The following is a 15,827-nucleotide window of genomic DNA, read 5'->3' as shown; positions in this document are numbered from 1 at the left end:
GATCGTCAGTTCTGGTTCTTGGCTTCCTCGTCGGCGTTCTTCAGCATCTCGGAGGTCTTCTGACCCTTGGTTCCGGCGCCCTCGACCTGGTCGCGCACCTTCTTGAACAGGTCGTCGAGATCGGCGGTCGGCCCGTCCACGTTCTTGTGGTACTCCTTGCCGATGTCGTCGTTGCCCGCCGAGCTCTTGTTGAACTCGTTGATCTCGTCGGTCCACCGGCGGACTTCCTCGATGGTGTCCGAGAGCGGGCCGAACTTGGCGAACTTGTCCTTCAGGTCCGCCATCGCGGTCAGCTGGGGCTTAGCCACGGAACTCCTCCTGCCGGTCGCGCTTGCGGCGGTCCGCCGCGGCGGCCTCGTCGGCGTAGCCGGGCCGCATGTCCCGCAGCGGCGCGAAGAGGTCGTCGAGTTCGGTCCCGCCGGTCATCGAGGCCCGCAGGGCCTCGCCCAGGCCGCTGAACGCGCCCATGGTCTCCGCGACCCGCTCGCCGATGTCGGCCCGCGCGGTGTTCAGCACGTCGGCCAGGACCTGCCCCAGCTGGGCCGGTGCCATCGACCGGTACGCGGTGGTGTGGAAGACCAGGGACACCACCTGCCCCTGCGCCCCGACCGTCGCGGTGACCATCCGGTCCTTGGACGTCACCGAGGCGGTGGCCGCCTGCAACTCCTTGGCGGCCACCGCCATCTTGGCCTGCTGCTCCTCCAGAGCGGCCATGGCCTGTTCGATCTGCTCGGCGTACGACAACGCCTTCACCCGCACTTCCGTCTCGTCCCGAATCCCGATGACGCGTCCCGGGCCTACGGGGGTGAGGCCCGGGACGCGCCGGCTCGTGGGGTCGTACGGTTCTCTCTACGGATGGGCGGGGTCCTGCGGTTCGACCGCCGACGCGAATCGCCCGGTCAGCGGCCGATGACGCCCGTCACGGCGCCCGAGTCGGTGCCCCAGACCTCCTCGTCCTCGGCCAGCCAGGTGGTGCGCTGCCGTTCCTTCTCCCCCTGACCGCCCGCGCCCGCGCCGGCACCGGCGCCCATAGGCGGCATCATGGGGCCGCCGCCACCGGTGGTGGAGACCCCCCGGCCCATCAGCTGGGCCTCCTCGCCGGCCAGCCCGGCCGCTGACGCCCGCTCGGCCGCCATGGTGCGGGAGGCCATGGCCTCCTCGGCGGCCGTCGCCCCCTTGTCGATGCCCAGGGCGGAGGCCAGGCGGTCGCTGACGCCGATGCGCGGCGGCCCCTGAGCGGCGATGCCGCCCATGGTCTTGGGGCCGGAGCCCTGGCCGCTGAAGGGCTCGCCGAACAGGTCGGTGCCGCTCTTGAGGGAGCTCGAACCGCCGGAACCGCCGAAGGAGATTCCGCCGCCGCCGAGCGAGCTCGGCAGGCCGGTCCAGCTGCTGCCGCTGCCGCCGCTGCCACCTCCCCCACCGAGGACGAGCCCGCCGCCCCGCCCGGAGAGCGCGTGCTCCTCGTCGGACAGCAGCTGCTCGAACTGCGAGACGGGCCGACCGCTCGCGGTGCGGACGGTGCCGTCCGCGTCGATCTTGTCGTCCTTGCGGAGCACCACCGGGTTGCCGTTGGAGTCCTTCAGCAGGTTGCCCTCGGGGGTGGTGACCGTGCCGTCGTCGTTGATCTTCGAGCCCGGCGGCACCTTGAACGGCGTATTGGACGTCGACCCGCCCGAACCGCCCGAACCGCCCGAGCCGCCCGACCCCGTGGTCGGCTGGCCCACGACGGTGCCCACCGGCACGTGCCGGGGCTTGCCGTCGGGGCCGAGCAGCGGCTTGCCGTCGGGGCCGATGAGTTCGCCCTTGCCGTTGACCGTCGTCCCCGGCGGGACGTACATCGGCTTGCCGTCCTTGTCGAGGACCGGCTTGCCGTTCTTGTCGAGCAGCGGCGCCTGGCCGTTGCCTCCGCCGATCCCCCCGATGCCACCGATGCCGCCGATGCCACCGGTCCCGGTGCCGCCGCCCTTGCCACCGCCCCCGCCGCCGATCCCGCCGGGCTTCGGCGGCGGGGGCGGCGCGATGCCCGGCGGCGGAGCACCGGCGCCGCCCTTCGGCGGGCCCTTGGTGTCGTCCTTCGGGCCGTCAGGACCGCCGGGCCCCTTGTCGGGGCCGTCCTTCGGGGGGTCCACCTTGTCCGGCGCCAGGTCCATGCCCGGGGCCGCGAACGACATCAGGACCCTGGCCGCGGCCTCGTAGGCGGTCGCCAGGGCGGTCCCGGCGTCGGTGGCCGCCTTGTCGAGCACCCTGACGACCTCGTCCGTCCACTGCTTGGTCGCCGCGTTGTTCAGGACCGTGGCGAAGGCGGCGACCGACGCGGTTCCGGTGGAACCGCTCGTCATGGTCGTAGAGCCGCCGGTGACCGTGGCCTCATACGAATCCCCTGAGGCGTCGTTCGTCGGGTAGCGGGTCGCCGTCAGCTTCTGGACTTCCTGCGTGAACGCGTAGTGGATGCACAGGTCCGGCCAGGCGTACGTGGCGTGCTTGTCCGGGTCGTCGTTCTTCTTGTACGCCCACGAGCCCGTGGGGTCCGTCAAGGCGCTGTACCCGCGCCAGGGGTTGTACCCGTTGTTGTACATGTCCTGCTGGACCTTGACCAGCGCATCGCCTGCCGCCTTCAGCTTGTCGGCGATGCTGCTGCCCGCGGCCGGCGCGGGGGCGTCGTCCTTGAACGCGTCGAGGTCGCCGCTGAGTCGGTAGTGCAGCGTCTTGAACTCGTTCTGCAGCCCGACCAGGACCTCCTTGAACCGGCCGGCCGCACTGCCCTGGAAATCGCTGCCCGCGCCGTCCACGGACTCGGCCCACTGGTGGATCTTCGCCCGGTTGTCCGCGAAGAACGTGTCCACCAGGGCGAGGATCCGCGCCGCCTCGGTCAGCGTCTTGTAGTTCGTGTTGTCGTTACCCGGGCCCCCCTGGAAGATGGCCCCGCCGAGGATCTCTCCGGGGTCGGTATGGAACAGGTGCAGCACGCTCCCCGTCTTACCGGAGGGCTTGTCGTCGAAGAAGGGCCAGTTGTAGGTCACACCCAGGATCGTGGTGAACGCGGTGGTGGCGTTGCCGTCACCGTAGTCCCACTCCGCCCACATGTCGTAGCCGGCGTTGTGGGTGGACAGGCCGTCCTTCTTCTTGCGCAGGTTGTTGTTGTACCGGGAGTCCGTCACCAGCTCCTGCCCGGTGATCCACGGCTGCCCCGTGACGTCCCCCCGCTTCACGATGGCGCTGTGGTCCGACCCCGCGAACGCCTCCAGCATCTGTTCCCAGGTGTACGTGACCTTGGGCGGCTCTGTCTTGGGCGGCTCGTCCGCCATGGTTTCCTCCGAACGCGGTGACACGGGTCAGGACATCGGTGTGCCGTCGGATCGGGCGGCCCCACAACCGTCCGATCCGACGACGGCCCTCACTTGGGCGGGGCGGGAGCTCCGGTGACTCCGCCGAGAACGTCCTTGAGGACGTCCATCATCTGGGCCTCCGTCAGGGCTTCACCGTCTCCGAGGTGAAGCTTCTCCCGCGCCTTGATCAGGTCGAGCACGATCTTGTCGACGTCGCCCCGGATGGCCTCGATCGATTCGCCCACGCTCTTGGAGAAGGCGTCGAAGTTGGCCTTCAAGGCCTTCGTCGCGGGGAACGATTCCCGCCCCGGCTTCAGGGCCGGCACCTCGCTCCAGGACGTCTTCTGGCCGTTGACGTCCTGCTCGAAGGCGTTCAGGTCCTTCACGAAGGTCTCAAGACCCTCGACCGTCACCTTGATCGTCGATTCACCCATGGTCGCGTGCCCCCGCCCGGACTAGAACTGCTTGCCGGCGTTGTAGTCCGATTCGATCATGATGTCGTGCATCTTGGTGAGCGTGCCCGCCGCGCCCTCGATGTCCTCGTCCATCTTCGACTCGTTGGCCGCGACGACCCGGGAGAGCTCCTCGAAGGCGGTGGCGGCGACACCCTGGAAGTGCCCGCCGTCGATCACGCCCCTCAGCTTGCCCATGAGCTCGTCCAGGTTGCTGCGCATCAGGTTGCCGGCCTGCCGGAGCTCGGCCGCCGACTGCTCGACCGTCTCGTGGTGGAGCTGGATGTTTCCGAAGTCCATCGGTTCGCTTTCCCTAGTCTTCCTGCTCTTCCGACGCGCCCTCAGGCGCCCTGGAGCCCGTTGTAGATGCCGTCCGCGGCGTGTGCCCGGGCGTCGTCCTCGGCCTGGGTGAGGATCTGGTTGGCGCCCTGGGTGGACTGGACGAAGTGCTCGAAGGCACCGATGACCTGCTGGTAGCGCTGCATCCAGTCGTCGACCCTCGACTGGAACATGCTGCTCGCCCCGGAGATGTAGCCGGCGGCGAGCTCCTCCTTGATCCGCTCGACCGTGCGGCCGGCGGTCACCATGTTCTCGATCTGCTGCTCCAGGCTCGAAAGAACCTGGCGGATCGCCTCGTCTTCCTTCGTCAACATGGACGGTGTGCCCACGGCATGCTCCCTTCCCTGCACGAGCGGGGGCGCGACTGCGACCCCGCACACGTTCCTGACCGACTCAACGGGCCCGCGAGACCGGGTGGTTCAGCTGCACGGGGCCGAACCGGGCGCGGCGGCCGCGGCGGCGGCCGTCGAGGCGGCCGTCGGCGTGGCGGCGGCCCCGTCGGCCACCGCCGCCGGGTCGAGGAGCGGCCCGGCGGGGAGCAGCCCGACCACCGGGGCGGGCACCGAGACCGGCGTGGCGCCCCCGTAGCCGAGCTGTTTGGCGACGGCCGTCGAGGGCAACGGATACCGCACCCCGGCCTCGGTGACCAGGTACTCGGTGCTGCCCGTGCCCGCGCCGGAGACCGCCTTGACCAGGGCCCCGCGCCCGGGCCGGACGGAGATCCGGTCGGCCACCGCGCAGGTGCCGCCCGCCGCACCCGACGGGACCGTCGGCGGGCGGCCGGTGTCCGCCGCGGCCGCGTCCAGGAGGGTGATCGCGGTGACCGGGGAGCCGGCGCCGGTGTGCAGGTCGGCGCAGACCCCCTCGCCGTGCAGCGGGGTGACCAGGGTCGGCGGCGTCTCGGGCAGTCCCGTGGCCGGAGCCCCGCCCGGCGCGGTGTGGGCGGCCAGGTCGACCGGGCCGATCAGCGCGGGCGCCGGGGCGTTGTTCGCGTACGCCTCCTTCTGGGTGCGCGGATCGCCGCGCAGCAGCTCGTACAGGGTCGTGGTGAGCGGGACCAGGCCGTCCTTGGTGAGCAGGTAGTGCGCACCGCCGGCGACGTCGAAGAGCTGGCCGATGCGGGTCGGCTTCCCGGAGAGCACCGGGCCGTCGCCGCCGCGCCCGGGGACGGCGGGGGAGGCGAGATCCGGTCCGGCGGGCAGCGCGTTCAGCACCCCGGCCGGGACGGGGAAGGGCGTCGCTCCGCCGTAGCCGAGTGCCTGCAGGGCCTGGTTGGCGGTGTCGACGCGCAGTCGCTGGCCCTGCCAGAGCAGGTGCACCGTCCCGTCCGGGAGGGAGACCAGCACGGCCTGACCAGGGGTCAGCGCCTTGCCCTCCTTGACCGGGTCCATCAGCAGGCCCAGCCGGGGCGCGGGGGCGCCGGTCGGGCCGGGCTGGACGGTCCCGCACACCAGCCAGGTGCCGCCCGCGAGTTCGGCGGCCGGCGGCAGCCCGTCGGGGGCGCCGACGATCCCGACCGGAGCGCCGCGCGGCACGTCCGCGAGCGACGCCCGGCCGACCTGGGCGACCGCCATCTGGTCGCCGGCCACCAGCCGGGCGCTGGTGTCGTTCAGCACCGGGTGCAGCTGCCCGCCCACGAACAGGTAGCGGGCGCCCGTCTCCTCCACCACCACGAGCGTGCCGGGCTTGGTCCAGCCGGCGTCGCCGCCGGGCTTGATGACCCCGTACACCACGACCCCGAGCCCGATCAGGACGGCCACGGCCAGTCCGGTCGTGGTGCCCCGGGTGGTCCGCCCGGTGGGGGTGTCCGGCGCGTCGGGCTCGGCCCGCAGCATGCCGGAGGCCAGCCTGCTCATCACGAACAGGTGCGCCTGCACCTGGTCGCGTCGGGACTGCATCCAGTTCCTCCCCGGTGTCCGGGCGCGCCGCTTCCGCGCCCCCACCCCGGTGCTACGGCCCGGAGGGGCGCGAGAGTTCACCGGGCTTCGTCGACCGCGGTTCTCCGTGGCTCGGCGTCAAGTCAAGTTGTCTGTACAGCTCCGGGCCCCTTGGCGGCCATCGGATCGTCATCGAACTCCCCGGCCCCGGTCACCTCGGTCACTTAGAAACATGACTGGTCCGGGTCGAACCGATGGTCCGGCGCCCGTCAGCAAGGAGCCCCACCCGATGAGTCCGATGCCCGAACTGTCGCGCCGCAGCCTGCTCGGCGGCGCGGCGGCGGCCGCCGTGCTGTCCGCCCTCCCGATCAGCGTCCAGGAGGCGCTCGCCGCGCCGGCCAAGCCCGGACGGCTGGCGGACATCCAGCACGTCGTGGTGCTGATGCAGGAGAACCGCGCGTTCGACCACTACTTCGGCACCCTGGCGGGCGTCCGCGGCTTCGGCGACCGGACGGCGGTGCGCGGGATCAACGGGCGCTCGGTGTTCCACCAGCCCGACCCGGGCCGCAAGGAGGGCCACCTGCTGCCCTTCCCGATGAACGCCGCGCACACCAGCGCCTACCAGCAGGGCGCGCCCGCCTTCGGCTTCGTGGACTCCATGAAGGCCTGGAACGACGGCCTCGCCGACGGCTCGGTCACCCGCCGCTCCGGCGGCTGGCTCGGCCAGGGCTACTACGAGAGCGCCGACATGCCCTTCTACCACGCGCTCGCCTCGGTGTTCACCACCTGCGACGCCTACTACGCGTCCGTCCAGTGCAACACCAACACCAACCGCGACCACCTGATGACCGGGACCAGCGGCGGCACCGTACGGGACACCCCGGTGACCGACAACACCGAGATCCCCGGCGGCTACGAGTGGACCACCTACGCCGAGCGCCTGGAGCGGGCCGGCGTCAGCTGGAAGACCTACCAGGCGCTGGACAACTTCGACGACAACGCGCTCGCCTGGTTCGCCCCCTTCGTCAAGGCCAAGCCCGGCGAGCCGCTGTACGAGCGCGGCATGCGGGCCGTCGGCGACCCGGCGAAGAAGAACGACCCGTTCGCGATGGGCGACGCCCTGGTCGACGCCTTCGCCGCAGACGTCCAGGCCGACCAGCTGCCGCAGGTGTCCTGGATCGTCGCCCCGGCCGCGCTCTCCGAGCACGCCAACTACGCGCCGCCGAACGGCGAGCACCTCACCGCCCGGCTGCTCGCCGCCCTGGCGGCGAAGCCCGAGGTGTGGCAGAAGACCGTCTTCATCCTCAACTACGACGAGCACGGCGGCTTCTTCGACCACCAGCTGCCGCCCGTCCCGCCGCTGGCCACCGGGCGCGGCAAGTCGACCGTGCCGGTGGACGGCGAGGTCGTCGTCCGCGTCGGCAAGGGCTCCGCCACCTACCACCGGGTCGTCGGTCAGGACGGCAAGTACCGGGTCAAGGCCGCGGACGGCTCGCTCACCTGGTCCGACACCCTGCCGGCCGGCGAGACCCTGGTCTCCGGCCCGTACCCGATGGGTCTGGGCGTGCGGGTGCCGATGGTCGTGGTCTCGCCGTGGACCCGCGGCGGGGTCGTCGACTCCACCGTCTACGACCACACCTCGGTGCTGCGCTTCCTGGAGCAGCGCTTCGGCGTCCAGGAGCCCAACATCAGCCCGTGGCGGCGCACCGTCTGCGGCGACCTCACCAACGTCTTCGACTTCTCCGGCCGCAACCCGGTCTGGCCGCAGCTGCCCGACACCAGCGGCAACCGGCAGAAGGTGGTCGACACCGGCAAGCTCCCCGCCCCCACCGTGCCCAGCCCGCAGGCCTTCCCGCAGCAGCAGCGCGGCACCCGCTCGGCCCGCCCGGCGCCCTACGACCTGCTGGTCAAGCCCCGGCTGAAGGGCGGCGAGCTCACCCTCGACCTGGTCAACCAGGGCCGCCAGGGCGCGGTGTTCGCCGTCTACCCGGCACCGGGCGGCGCGCCCCGGCACTACACCGTCGGCGCGAAGAGCCGGCTCTCCGACGTCTGGACGGTCGGCCCGGAGGGCTACGACCTGCGCGTCCACGGCCCCAACGGCGCGCTGTGGCACCTGCGCGGCGATGCCGCCGCCACGTACGAGGTGTCGCTGTCGGAGGAGCGCGACGGCAAGGTCCTCGAAGTCGACGTGATCAACCGCTCGCGCACCGCCCAGACCTTCCTGGTCGGCGACCTCGCCTACGGCGACGGGCTGCGCGAGGTGCGGGTCGCGGCCGGCGACGACCGGACCGTCAACCTCGCGGTCCGGCCCGAGGGCTGGTACGACGTCGCGGTGGCCGTCCGCGGGGACCTCACCTTCCGCCGCCGGATCGCCGGCCGCTTCCCCTGGGACGACCGGACGGTCACCGACCCGGCCCTGGGCCTGGCCGACCCGCTCGCCGTGGACGTCGCCCTCGGGGCCGCCTCCAGCACCATCGACGAACCCGTCCTGCTGCCCGGCCGCCCGGCCCGGGTCTCGGCCGTGCTCACCGCCACCGCCGCGCTCACCGCCGTCGAGGCGCAGCCGGTCGTCCCGCCGGGCTGGACGGTCACCGCCGTCACCGCGCCGCCCGCCTCGCTCGCCGCCGGCGCCACCGCCACCGCCGTCTGGGAGGTCACCCCGCCCGCCCAGCTGCCGGACGGCGCCACCCACCGGATCCTGGTCACCGCCCGGGCGCTGGCCGGCGACCGCTTCGCGATCGCCGACGGCGAACTCGCCGCCCGCCCCGCCCCCGTGATGGCCGGCCACCTGCTGGGCGAGGACTTCGAGTCGCTGGCCGGCGTGCTCCAGCCGCAGGACGGCGTGCTCGGCTGGACGGCTCAGGCGCCGCAGGGCTGGTCGGTGGTCAACGCCCCCGGCATGCCGCAGGGCACCGTCCGTCTCCAGGGCTGGACCTTCCACACCAAGCGGGAGTGGTCCACCCCGGCCGGGCAGGACCGCGGCAACTTCACCCGCGGCCTGGGCGTCCTCGCCGTCGCCGACCCGGACGACTGGGACGACACCGGCTCCCCCTCCCGGAAGGGCGTCTTCGACTCCACGCTCGTCTCCCCCGCCGTCCGCCTCCCGGCCGGCGCCGACACCCTGTACCTGGCCTTCGACTCGCACTACCGGCAGGAGGCCCCGCAGAAGGCGTCCGTCACCGCCGTGTTCGACAACGGCACGGAGACCCGCCTGGTCTTCTACAGCGCCGACGCCACCGGCAACGACAACGCCGGCAAGGACGTCCAGAACACCCTCGTCACCCGCCGCCTCGCCGTCCCGGCGGGGGCGCAGGCGGTGACGCTGAAGTTCCGGATGTACGACGCGGGCAACAACTGGTACTGGGCGGTCGACCACGTCCGCCTGGACAGCCGGCCGATCACGGGCTGACCGTCCGAGAGCGGCCCGATCGGCCGTGCCGCGCCGAGCCCGGAAGCCGGGGCGGCTCGGCACGGCACGGCCGGTCAGGCCCGGCCACTCAGGCCCGGCCGGTCGGTCAGGCCGGGCCCGAGGAGCCGCCGGAGGCCCCGGCGGCGGCCTCGGGCTGCTGTTGGGTCGAGCAGTGGATGCCGCCACCGCCGGCCGCGATGGCGTTGATGCTCACCGGGACGATCTCGCGGCCGGGGTGGAGGTCGGCCAGCACGCCCGCCGCCCGGTCGTCGGAGGCCTTGTCCCCGAACTGGGGCATGATCACGGCCCCGTTGACGACGTAGTAGTTGAGGTAGGTGGCCAGGAAGTCCTTGCCCCGGTCCGGCTGCCCGGTGAGGTCGGGTTCGGCGAGTTCCACGATCCGCGGCTTGCGGCCCTTGGCGTCGGTAGTGGAGCCGAGCACCTGCAAGGCCTGGTCGGAGGCGCGGGACCAGATGTCCGGCGGGGTGTCCGGGCCGGGGCGGTGGATGACGACCACGCCCGGCTCCGCGAACCGGGCCAGGGCGTCGATGTGGCAGTCGGTGATGTCCTGCCCGGCCACGCCGGCGAACCAGATGACCTTCTGAACGCCGAACAGCTCCTTCAGGGCCCCCTCGATCTGGTCGCGGCTCGTGCCCGGGTTGCGGTTCGCGTTGACCCACGAGCTCTCGGTGGCCATCAGGGTGCCCTCGCCGTCGACCTCGATCGCGCCGCCCTCGCCGGTGATCGGCGCCTGGATGCGCCGGATCCCGTAGTGGTCGAGGAGGTTCCGGGCGACCTTGGCGTCGTTGTCGTGGGTCTGCTTGCCGCCCCAGCCGTTGAAGTTGAGGTCGACGCCGGCCAGCCCTGCCGGGCCGGTGACGAAGGTCGGGCCGGTGTCGCGGGCCCACAGGTCGTCCACCGCCAGGTCGAGGACCTCGACGCTGGAGCCGCACAGCTGCCGGGCCGCGGCGCTCTGGTCCGGTCGGGCCATCAGCACCACCGGTTCGAACCGGGCGACGGCCTGCGCGACGTGCGCGATGTCCTGGCGGACGGCGGGCAGTTGGTCGCCCCACACCGAGTCGAGGGCCGGCCAGGCCATGAACGTCCTGGTGTGCGGACGCCACTCGGCCGGCATCGCGTACGACGCCGCGGCGCTCGCGGCTCCTCCCGTGCCCGTGCCGGCGGCCGTGGTCGGCTCGTCCTTCGGGGACGAGGCCCCCGACGAACCGCAGCCTTCCACCATCGCGACCACGGCCACGGCCGCCCCGGAGCGCAGCACGGCCCGGCGGGACAGGGCGGGTTCTCTCACGGCAGGTCCCCTCGTCGACGCGGATTCCACCCCGAAACGGGCGATATCCGACAGTAGGGGCGGCCGGCGGGTCCGGCGGCGAGCCCGCGCGGCGCCGATCGGGCGAATCGGGCGATCCGCCGGGCCGGGAGGGCCGGGTGGGCCGGGTGGGCCGGGTGGGCCGGGTGGGCCGGGTGGGCGCCTCCCGGGAGAGACTGAAAGTTCAGTCAATAATTCGAGTACAGTGGACCACCATGCCAGACCGTCGAACAGAGATACTGAGAGCGGCCACGAGACTCATCGCGCGACGCGGCGTACGCGGACTGCGGGTGGGGGAACTGGCGGCCGCGGCCGGGGTGTCGACCTCGCTGATCTACTACCACTTCACCGACCGCGCCGGGATCCTCCGCGAGACCCTGGAGTTCATCGGCGAACGGGCCGACCGCTACACCGCCGAACCGGAGCCCGGGGCGCCCGCGAACGACCCCTGGAGCGAACTGGCCCAGGCCCTGCTGCTGGAACTCCAGGACTCCACCGAGGTCCGCGAGAACAGCACCGCCTGGGGCGAGTTGCGGGCCAGCGCGGTCTTCGAGTCCCGCCTCCGCGAGGACCTGGCCAGGGCCACCCACACCTGGGTGCACGAGATCGCCGGCCTGCTCGGCCGCGCCCACCCGTTCGGCACCGCGCCCGCGCACGCGGCCTCCGCCGAACGCCTCACCGCACTCCTGGAGGGCCTCTCCATCCGGTGGCTGAGCGGCTCGCTGCCGCTCGACCGCGCGCGCAGCCTGCTCGGCGAGGCGATCGGCACGGAGATCGCGGGCTGGCGGGCCGAACGTCTCCCGGGCCGACCGGACAGGCCCTAAGGCAGCGGTTCCTGCATCGTGGAGCAGTGGATGCCGCCGCCCCCGGCCATCAGGCGGTCGACGTCGAGCTGGACGACCTCGCGCCCGGGGAAGGCCTCGGCGAGGGTGCGCCGGGCGGCCTCGTCCTTGTACACGTCGCCGAACTGCGCCGCGATCACGCCCCCGTTGACGACGTGGAAGTTCAGGTACGAGTCGACGAACTTCGAGTCCCGCGAGCGGACGGTGTCGGGGCCGTCCACCCGGATCACCCGGAGCCGGCGGCCCCTGGCGTCGGTGGCCCGGGAGAGGATGTCGAACTGCTCGCGGGCGTCCCGGGCCCAGACGTCGTGGCGGTCCGCCGGGGGCAGTTGCACCAGGACGACGCCCGGCCGGACGAACCGGGAGGTGACGTCGATATGGTCGTCGGTGATGTCCCGGCCCTTGATCCCGGGGACCCAGATCGTCTTGTCCGCGCCGTACACCTCCAGGACGGCCTCCTCGATCTCGTCCCGGCTCATGCCCCGGTTGCGGTTCTTGTTGACCAGGCTGCTCTCGGTGGCCATCAGGGTGCCGTCGCCGTCGGTCTCGACCGAGCCGCCCTCGCCGACGAACTCCGCGTAGGAGAAGGGGAGTCGGAGCATCTCGGCGATGCCGCGCGCGACCTCCGCGTCGTCGCGGTGGGTCTGCTTGCCGCCCCAGCCGTTGAAGTTGAGGCCGACGGCGTCGAGCCGCCCGTAGCCGTCGCGCCGGAACACCGGGGCGGTGTCCCGCATCCAGAGGTCATCGGTGGGGACGGCGTCCGTCACGGTGACGGCGGATCCGCACAGGGACCGGGCCTCCCGGACGCTGTAGTCGTCCGGGGCACACATGACCACCGGCTCGAATCGGGCGATCGTCCGGGCGATGAGCGCGATGTCCTGCTGGACACCCGCCAGCTGCCGGCCCCAGACGGACTTGCGGGACGGCCAGGACATCCAGGTGCGGGCGTGCGGGACGTCGTCGCGGTCCACCCACCACTGCGGGAGCCCGGCCTCGCCGGCGTACGGCAGCCCGTGCTCCGCCTGGTGCGGGGGCGGGGGCGGGGCCCCGAAGAGGCGGTCGAACAGGGAACGGTTGTCACCGTGGGTGTTGCTCATGACGATCTCCGAATCAAGTATTGCCCACCGAGTGACCGGTGGCCCCGCAGCCGCAACTCTGACATTGACTAAATTTTCAGTCAAGCTCCAGATCATGGAACTGCCCAGCCGGCCCCGACACGGGAAAAGGCCCGACACGGGAAAAGGCCCGGCCCGGGAAGAGGCCCGGCGCGCGAGAAGGCCCCGGCACGCGAGAAGGCCCCGGGCCGCCTCGCCCGGGGCCGGAACGCGACGCGCGCTACCCGCGCAGTCGCTCCACTTCGGCCTCGATCGCGCCGGCCATCAGCTCGCGCGCGTGCGCCACCGGCAGGCTGCCGCTGAGCCAACGGACGCTCAGCCCCTCCAGCAGCGCGGTCAGCCGCTCGGCCGAGGCCGCCAGGGCGGCGGCCCCGTTCATCGGCCGCACCTGTCCGAGCAACTCCGCGACCTCCTGGACCCAGACGAGGGTGGCCCGGGCCAGGTCCTCCCGCAGCTCGGGGTCGAACACCGCACTCGCCCGCAGCTCGCCCCAGGCCGTGCTGTTCTCCCGCACCTCGGGGGTGTCCTGGAGCTCCAGCAGCAGCGTCTGCTCCAGCTCGCCCCGGGCGTCCAGCGGCGGCGCGTCCGCCCCGCGCTCCGTCGTGTAGCGCTCGGCCCGGTCGTTGATGAACTCCAGCGTCGCGCGGAGGATCCCCGCGCGGTCCTTGAAGTGGTAGTAGATCAGCGCGGTGGACACACCCGCCTCCGCCGCCAGTTCCTCCACGCGCAGCCCGCGGACGCCGCGCCGGGCGATGACCCGCGCAGCCGCTTCCATGATCAAGGTTCGACGGTCAGCCACAAGGAATCACCTTACCCGGACGGGGCACCGACCGACCGGAGGACCCCATTCCTGACTGAAATCCCAGTCGGGTTATGATCCGGTGCGCTTCACGACGCCGGCGTCCGCCCGGGCCCCGGCCCGCCTGCCTGCCTGCCTGCCTGCCGCACCCTCGCCTTGCCCCGCCCCGCCTTGCCCCGCCCCGCCTTGCCCCGCCCCGCCTTGCCCCGCCCCCGCTCCGCCACTCCCCCGTCCCACCCGCACGACCCGCTGGGAGCCAGCATGACCGCAGAGCCCTTCGGCGCCCCGTCGCCCACGGCGTTCCAGGCGCTGTCCCCGGACGACCCCCGCGAGGTCGGCGGCTACCGCCTCTGCGCGCGGCTCGGCGCGGGCGGCATGGGCGTCGTCTACCTGGCCTACACCCCCGGCGGGCGGCCGGTCGCGCTCAAGGTCGTCCGGCCCGAACTCGCCGAGGATCCCGAGTTCCGGCACCGCTTCGCCCAGGAGGTCGCCAGCGCCCGGCGCATCCACGGCCTCTACACCGCCCAGGTGGTCGACGCGGGCACCGACGCCGCCACTCCCTGGCTGGCCACCACCTTCGTGCCCGGTCCCTCCCTCCAGCAGGTCGTCCAGCACTACGGACCGCTGCCCGAACGGAGCGTCCTGCTGCTCCTCGCCGGCATCGCCGAGGCCCTCCAGGCGATCCACGCGGCGGGCGTCGTCCACCGCGACCTCAAGCCCGGCAACGTCCTCGTCGCCGCCGACGGCCCCCGCGTCATCGACTTCGGCATCGCCCGGGCCGCCGACGCCAGCCCGCTCACCGGCACCGGTCTGCGGATCGGCTCGCCCGGCTTCATGGCCCCCGAACAGGCCCTCGGTCTGTCCGCCGCCCCGGCCACCGACGTCTTCGCGCTGGGCGCCCTGATCGCCTACGTCGGCTCCGGCACTCCCCCCTTCGGCGACGGGCCCGAGCCCGCCTCGCTGTACCGGGCGGTGCACGAGGAGCCCGACCTCTCCCAGCTGCCGCCCGGACTGCACGAACTGGTCCGGCTCTGCCTGGCCAAGCGCCCCGAGGACCGGCCGGGCACCGCCCAGCTGATCGAGGCCGCCCGCCGGCACCCCGCCACCGGCGGCGAACTCCGCTTCTCCGACGACTGGCTGCCCCAGCGGGTCAGCAGCGCGATCCGCCGCCACAGCGACCTGCCGACCACGCCCGGCACACCCGCCCCGCCCGCCACCGTCCTCTCCCCGGCCAGGGCCGCGGCCGACGCCCCGACCACGCTCGGCCTCCCCGCCCCGCCGCGCACCCGGCTGCAACCGGCCCCCGACAGACCCGAGCCCGCCGCCCCGGCCCGCCGGCACACCCGCACCCGCACCCGCACCCGCACCGTGCTCCTGACCACCGCCGCCCTCCTCGTCGGCGCCGCGGCCGCGCTCGTCCTGCTCGATCCCGAGTACCTCGACGACCTCGACGACCAGAACGTCGCCGCCGGCCTCGCCCCGTCCGCCGGCGCCGCCGCCACCACCACGACGGCCGCCGGGTACACCGCCGTCCACACCAACCTCGAACTCACCTCCCCCGACCCCACCTACGAGTTCGACCTCAAGGCCGGGAAGGTCACCGCCCAGGACGCCTCCACCTGGTACCTGGGCCGCCACGCCGACGAGTTCTCCATCCCCGAGGACAGCGACGCCTACGTCGCGCCGACCGGCCGGCTCACCCTCCCCGACTGCGTCAAGGGCGTCGAGACCCAGCCGGTCTCCTCCCTGCCCTTCAACGCCCTGCGCACCGACCGCAGCTTCTGCGTCCGCGCCCAGGGTGGCCAGGACATCGCCATCGTCCGCGTCCTCGCCACGGCCGACGACGGCCCGGTCCGGATCTCGCTCACCTCCTACCACCGCTCCGCCTGACGCGGCGCCACCCCGGGCGGACGGCCTGGACGACGAGCAGCTGCGGCGACCGATGACCCCGTCGGGGACGAACCTGCCGGGCCTGGTCAAGCACCCGGGGGGTGCCGAGCCGGGCTGGTTCTGCGAGGCGTTCGGCCGCGGGACGGGGCCCCTGCCCTTCGACCTGGAGGCCGACGAGACCTCCGATATGAGGGTGGAGCCGCACGAGTCCACCGAGGACGTCCTGGCGTACTACGCCCGCGCCCGCGCCGCCGCCGCCGCCGACCAGATGATCGGCGAGCTCGACCTCGACGACCTGGGCAAGGCCTGGTTCGGCGACGCCGTGTCGCTGCGCTGGGTGCTCATCCACATGGTGACGGAGACCACGCGGCACGCGGGCCACATGGACATCCTGCGCGAACTCCTCGACGGCGCGGCCGGCGACCACAACCGGGGCTGAGCCGGGCAGGAG

General features: G+C 72.9%; 14 protein-coding genes. 4 read left to right on the top strand and 10 right to left on the bottom strand.

The features are described 5' to 3' along the window. Window positions 1–5: 5 nt before the first annotated feature. The 7 genes from AB0P03_RS30920 to eccB form a co-directional block, all read right to left on the bottom strand. Window positions 6–308, bottom strand: a complete 303-nt coding sequence (locus tag AB0P03_RS30920) for a hypothetical protein (RefSeq protein ID WP_363587577.1) — start codon at window positions 306–308, stop codon at window positions 6–8. Then, complete coding sequence (locus AB0P03_RS30915; RefSeq protein WP_363587575.1) at window positions 301–753, bottom strand: YbaB/EbfC family nucleoid-associated protein; 453 nt, start codon at window positions 751–753, stop codon at window positions 301–303. Before AB0P03_RS30915 ends, AB0P03_RS30920 begins: the two co-directional genes overlap by 8 nt. Before the next feature lie 146 nt (window positions 754–899). After that, window positions 900–3,305: a hypothetical protein gene (locus AB0P03_RS30910; RefSeq protein ID WP_363631969.1), complete on the bottom strand. Its 2,406-nt coding sequence runs from the start codon at window positions 3,303–3,305 to the stop codon at window positions 900–902. 89 nt (window positions 3,306–3,394) lie between these two features. Then, window positions 3,395–3,760, bottom strand: coding sequence for a hypothetical protein (locus tag AB0P03_RS30905; RefSeq protein WP_363587571.1), 366 nt, complete (start codon window positions 3,758–3,760; stop codon window positions 3,395–3,397). Window positions 3,761–3,781: 21 nt separating this feature from the next. Beyond that, the gene (locus AB0P03_RS30900) at window positions 3,782–4,078 is read right to left on the bottom strand and encodes a hypothetical protein (protein WP_363587569.1); all 297 of its coding nucleotides are present in this window, start codon (window positions 4,076–4,078) and stop codon (window positions 3,782–3,784) included. Window positions 4,079–4,119: 41 nt separating this feature from the next. Beyond that, window positions 4,120–4,446 (bottom strand): hypothetical protein, encoded by a 327-nt coding sequence (locus AB0P03_RS30895; protein WP_363587567.1) that lies wholly within the window; start codon window positions 4,444–4,446, stop codon window positions 4,120–4,122. Window positions 4,447–4,536: 90 nt separating this feature from the next. Next, window positions 4,537–6,015, bottom strand: coding sequence for a type VII secretion protein EccB (gene eccB, locus AB0P03_RS30890; RefSeq protein WP_363587565.1), 1,479 nt, complete (start codon window positions 6,013–6,015; stop codon window positions 4,537–4,539). Window positions 6,016–6,283: 268 nt separating this feature from the next. Here eccB and AB0P03_RS30885 point away from each other — a divergent pair, with 268 nt between their 5' ends. Beyond that, window positions 6,284–9,403 (top strand): phosphocholine-specific phospholipase C, encoded by a 3,120-nt coding sequence (locus AB0P03_RS30885; protein WP_363631968.1) that lies wholly within the window; start codon window positions 6,284–6,286, stop codon window positions 9,401–9,403. A gap of 106 nt (window positions 9,404–9,509) precedes the next feature. On the opposite strand, the gene AB0P03_RS30880 is transcribed toward AB0P03_RS30885, so the two are convergent. After that, window positions 9,510–10,712 (bottom strand): agmatine deiminase family protein, encoded by a 1,203-nt coding sequence (locus tag AB0P03_RS30880; protein ID WP_363631966.1) that lies wholly within the window; start codon window positions 10,710–10,712, stop codon window positions 9,510–9,512. A gap of 233 nt (window positions 10,713–10,945) precedes the next feature. On the opposite strand from AB0P03_RS30880, the gene AB0P03_RS30875 reads away from it, so the two are divergent. Continuing rightward, on the top strand, window positions 10,946–11,554 hold the full coding sequence (locus tag AB0P03_RS30875; protein ID WP_363587559.1) for a TetR/AcrR family transcriptional regulator: 609 nt from the start codon (window positions 10,946–10,948) through the stop codon (window positions 11,552–11,554). Here AB0P03_RS30875 and AB0P03_RS30870 read toward each other — a convergent pair. Then, window positions 11,551–12,669 carry an agmatine deiminase family protein gene (locus tag AB0P03_RS30870; protein ID WP_363631964.1) on the bottom strand — a complete coding sequence of 373 codons (1,119 nt, stop codon included), beginning with the start codon at window positions 12,667–12,669 and terminating at the stop codon, window positions 11,551–11,553. The genes AB0P03_RS30875 and AB0P03_RS30870 overlap by 4 nt on opposite strands. Before the next feature lie 238 nt (window positions 12,670–12,907). Further along, on the bottom strand, window positions 12,908–13,486 hold the full coding sequence (locus tag AB0P03_RS30865) for a helix-turn-helix domain-containing protein (RefSeq protein ID WP_363631962.1): 579 nt from the start codon (window positions 13,484–13,486) through the stop codon (window positions 12,908–12,910). Between the two features lie 261 nt (window positions 13,487–13,747). Here AB0P03_RS30865 and AB0P03_RS30860 point away from each other — a divergent pair, with 261 nt between their 5' ends. Beyond that, window positions 13,748–15,376, top strand: coding sequence for a serine/threonine-protein kinase (locus AB0P03_RS30860; protein ID WP_363631960.1), 1,629 nt, complete (start codon window positions 13,748–13,750; stop codon window positions 15,374–15,376). Beyond that, window positions 15,285–15,815: a DinB family protein gene (locus AB0P03_RS30855; protein WP_363631959.1), complete on the top strand. Its 531-nt coding sequence runs from the start codon at window positions 15,285–15,287 to the stop codon at window positions 15,813–15,815. The genes AB0P03_RS30860 and AB0P03_RS30855 overlap by 92 nt, the downstream gene beginning before the upstream one ends. Window positions 15,816–15,827 lie beyond the last annotated feature (12 nt).

Source organism: Kitasatospora sp. NPDC088779, from assembly GCF_040685395.1.
Lineage (GTDB): Bacteria > Actinomycetota > Actinomycetes > Streptomycetales > Streptomycetaceae > Kitasatospora.
The sequence above is the reverse complement of the archived record's forward strand: the minus strand, read 5'-3'. Positions and strand labels throughout refer to the sequence as shown.

What these genes read in the sequence shown, in the direction of transcription:
- AB0P03_RS30885 (WP_363631968.1), top strand. Translation starts at nt 6,284, where the DNA reads ATGAGTCCGATGCCCGAACTGTCGCGCCGCAGCCTGCTCGGCGGCGCG.
- AB0P03_RS30900 (WP_363587569.1), bottom strand. Translation starts at nt 4,078, where the DNA reads ATGGACTTCGGAAACATCCAGCTCCACCACGAGACGGTCGAGCAGTCG.
- AB0P03_RS30910 (WP_363631969.1), bottom strand. Translation starts at nt 3,305, where the DNA reads ATGGCGGACGAGCCGCCCAAGACAGAGCCGCCCAAGGTCACGTACACC.
- AB0P03_RS30870 (WP_363631964.1), bottom strand. Translation starts at nt 12,669, where the DNA reads ATGAGCAACACCCACGGTGACAACCGTTCCCTGTTCGACCGCCTCTTC.
- AB0P03_RS30905 (WP_363587571.1), bottom strand. Translation starts at nt 3,760, where the DNA reads ATGGGTGAATCGACGATCAAGGTGACGGTCGAGGGTCTTGAGACCTTC.
- eccB (WP_363587565.1), bottom strand. Translation starts at nt 6,015, where the DNA reads ATGCAGTCCCGACGCGACCAGGTGCAGGCGCACCTGTTCGTGATGAGC.
- AB0P03_RS30875 (WP_363587559.1), top strand. Translation starts at nt 10,946, where the DNA reads ATGCCAGACCGTCGAACAGAGATACTGAGAGCGGCCACGAGACTCATC.
- AB0P03_RS30860 (WP_363631960.1), top strand. Translation starts at nt 13,748, where the DNA reads ATGACCGCAGAGCCCTTCGGCGCCCCGTCGCCCACGGCGTTCCAGGCG.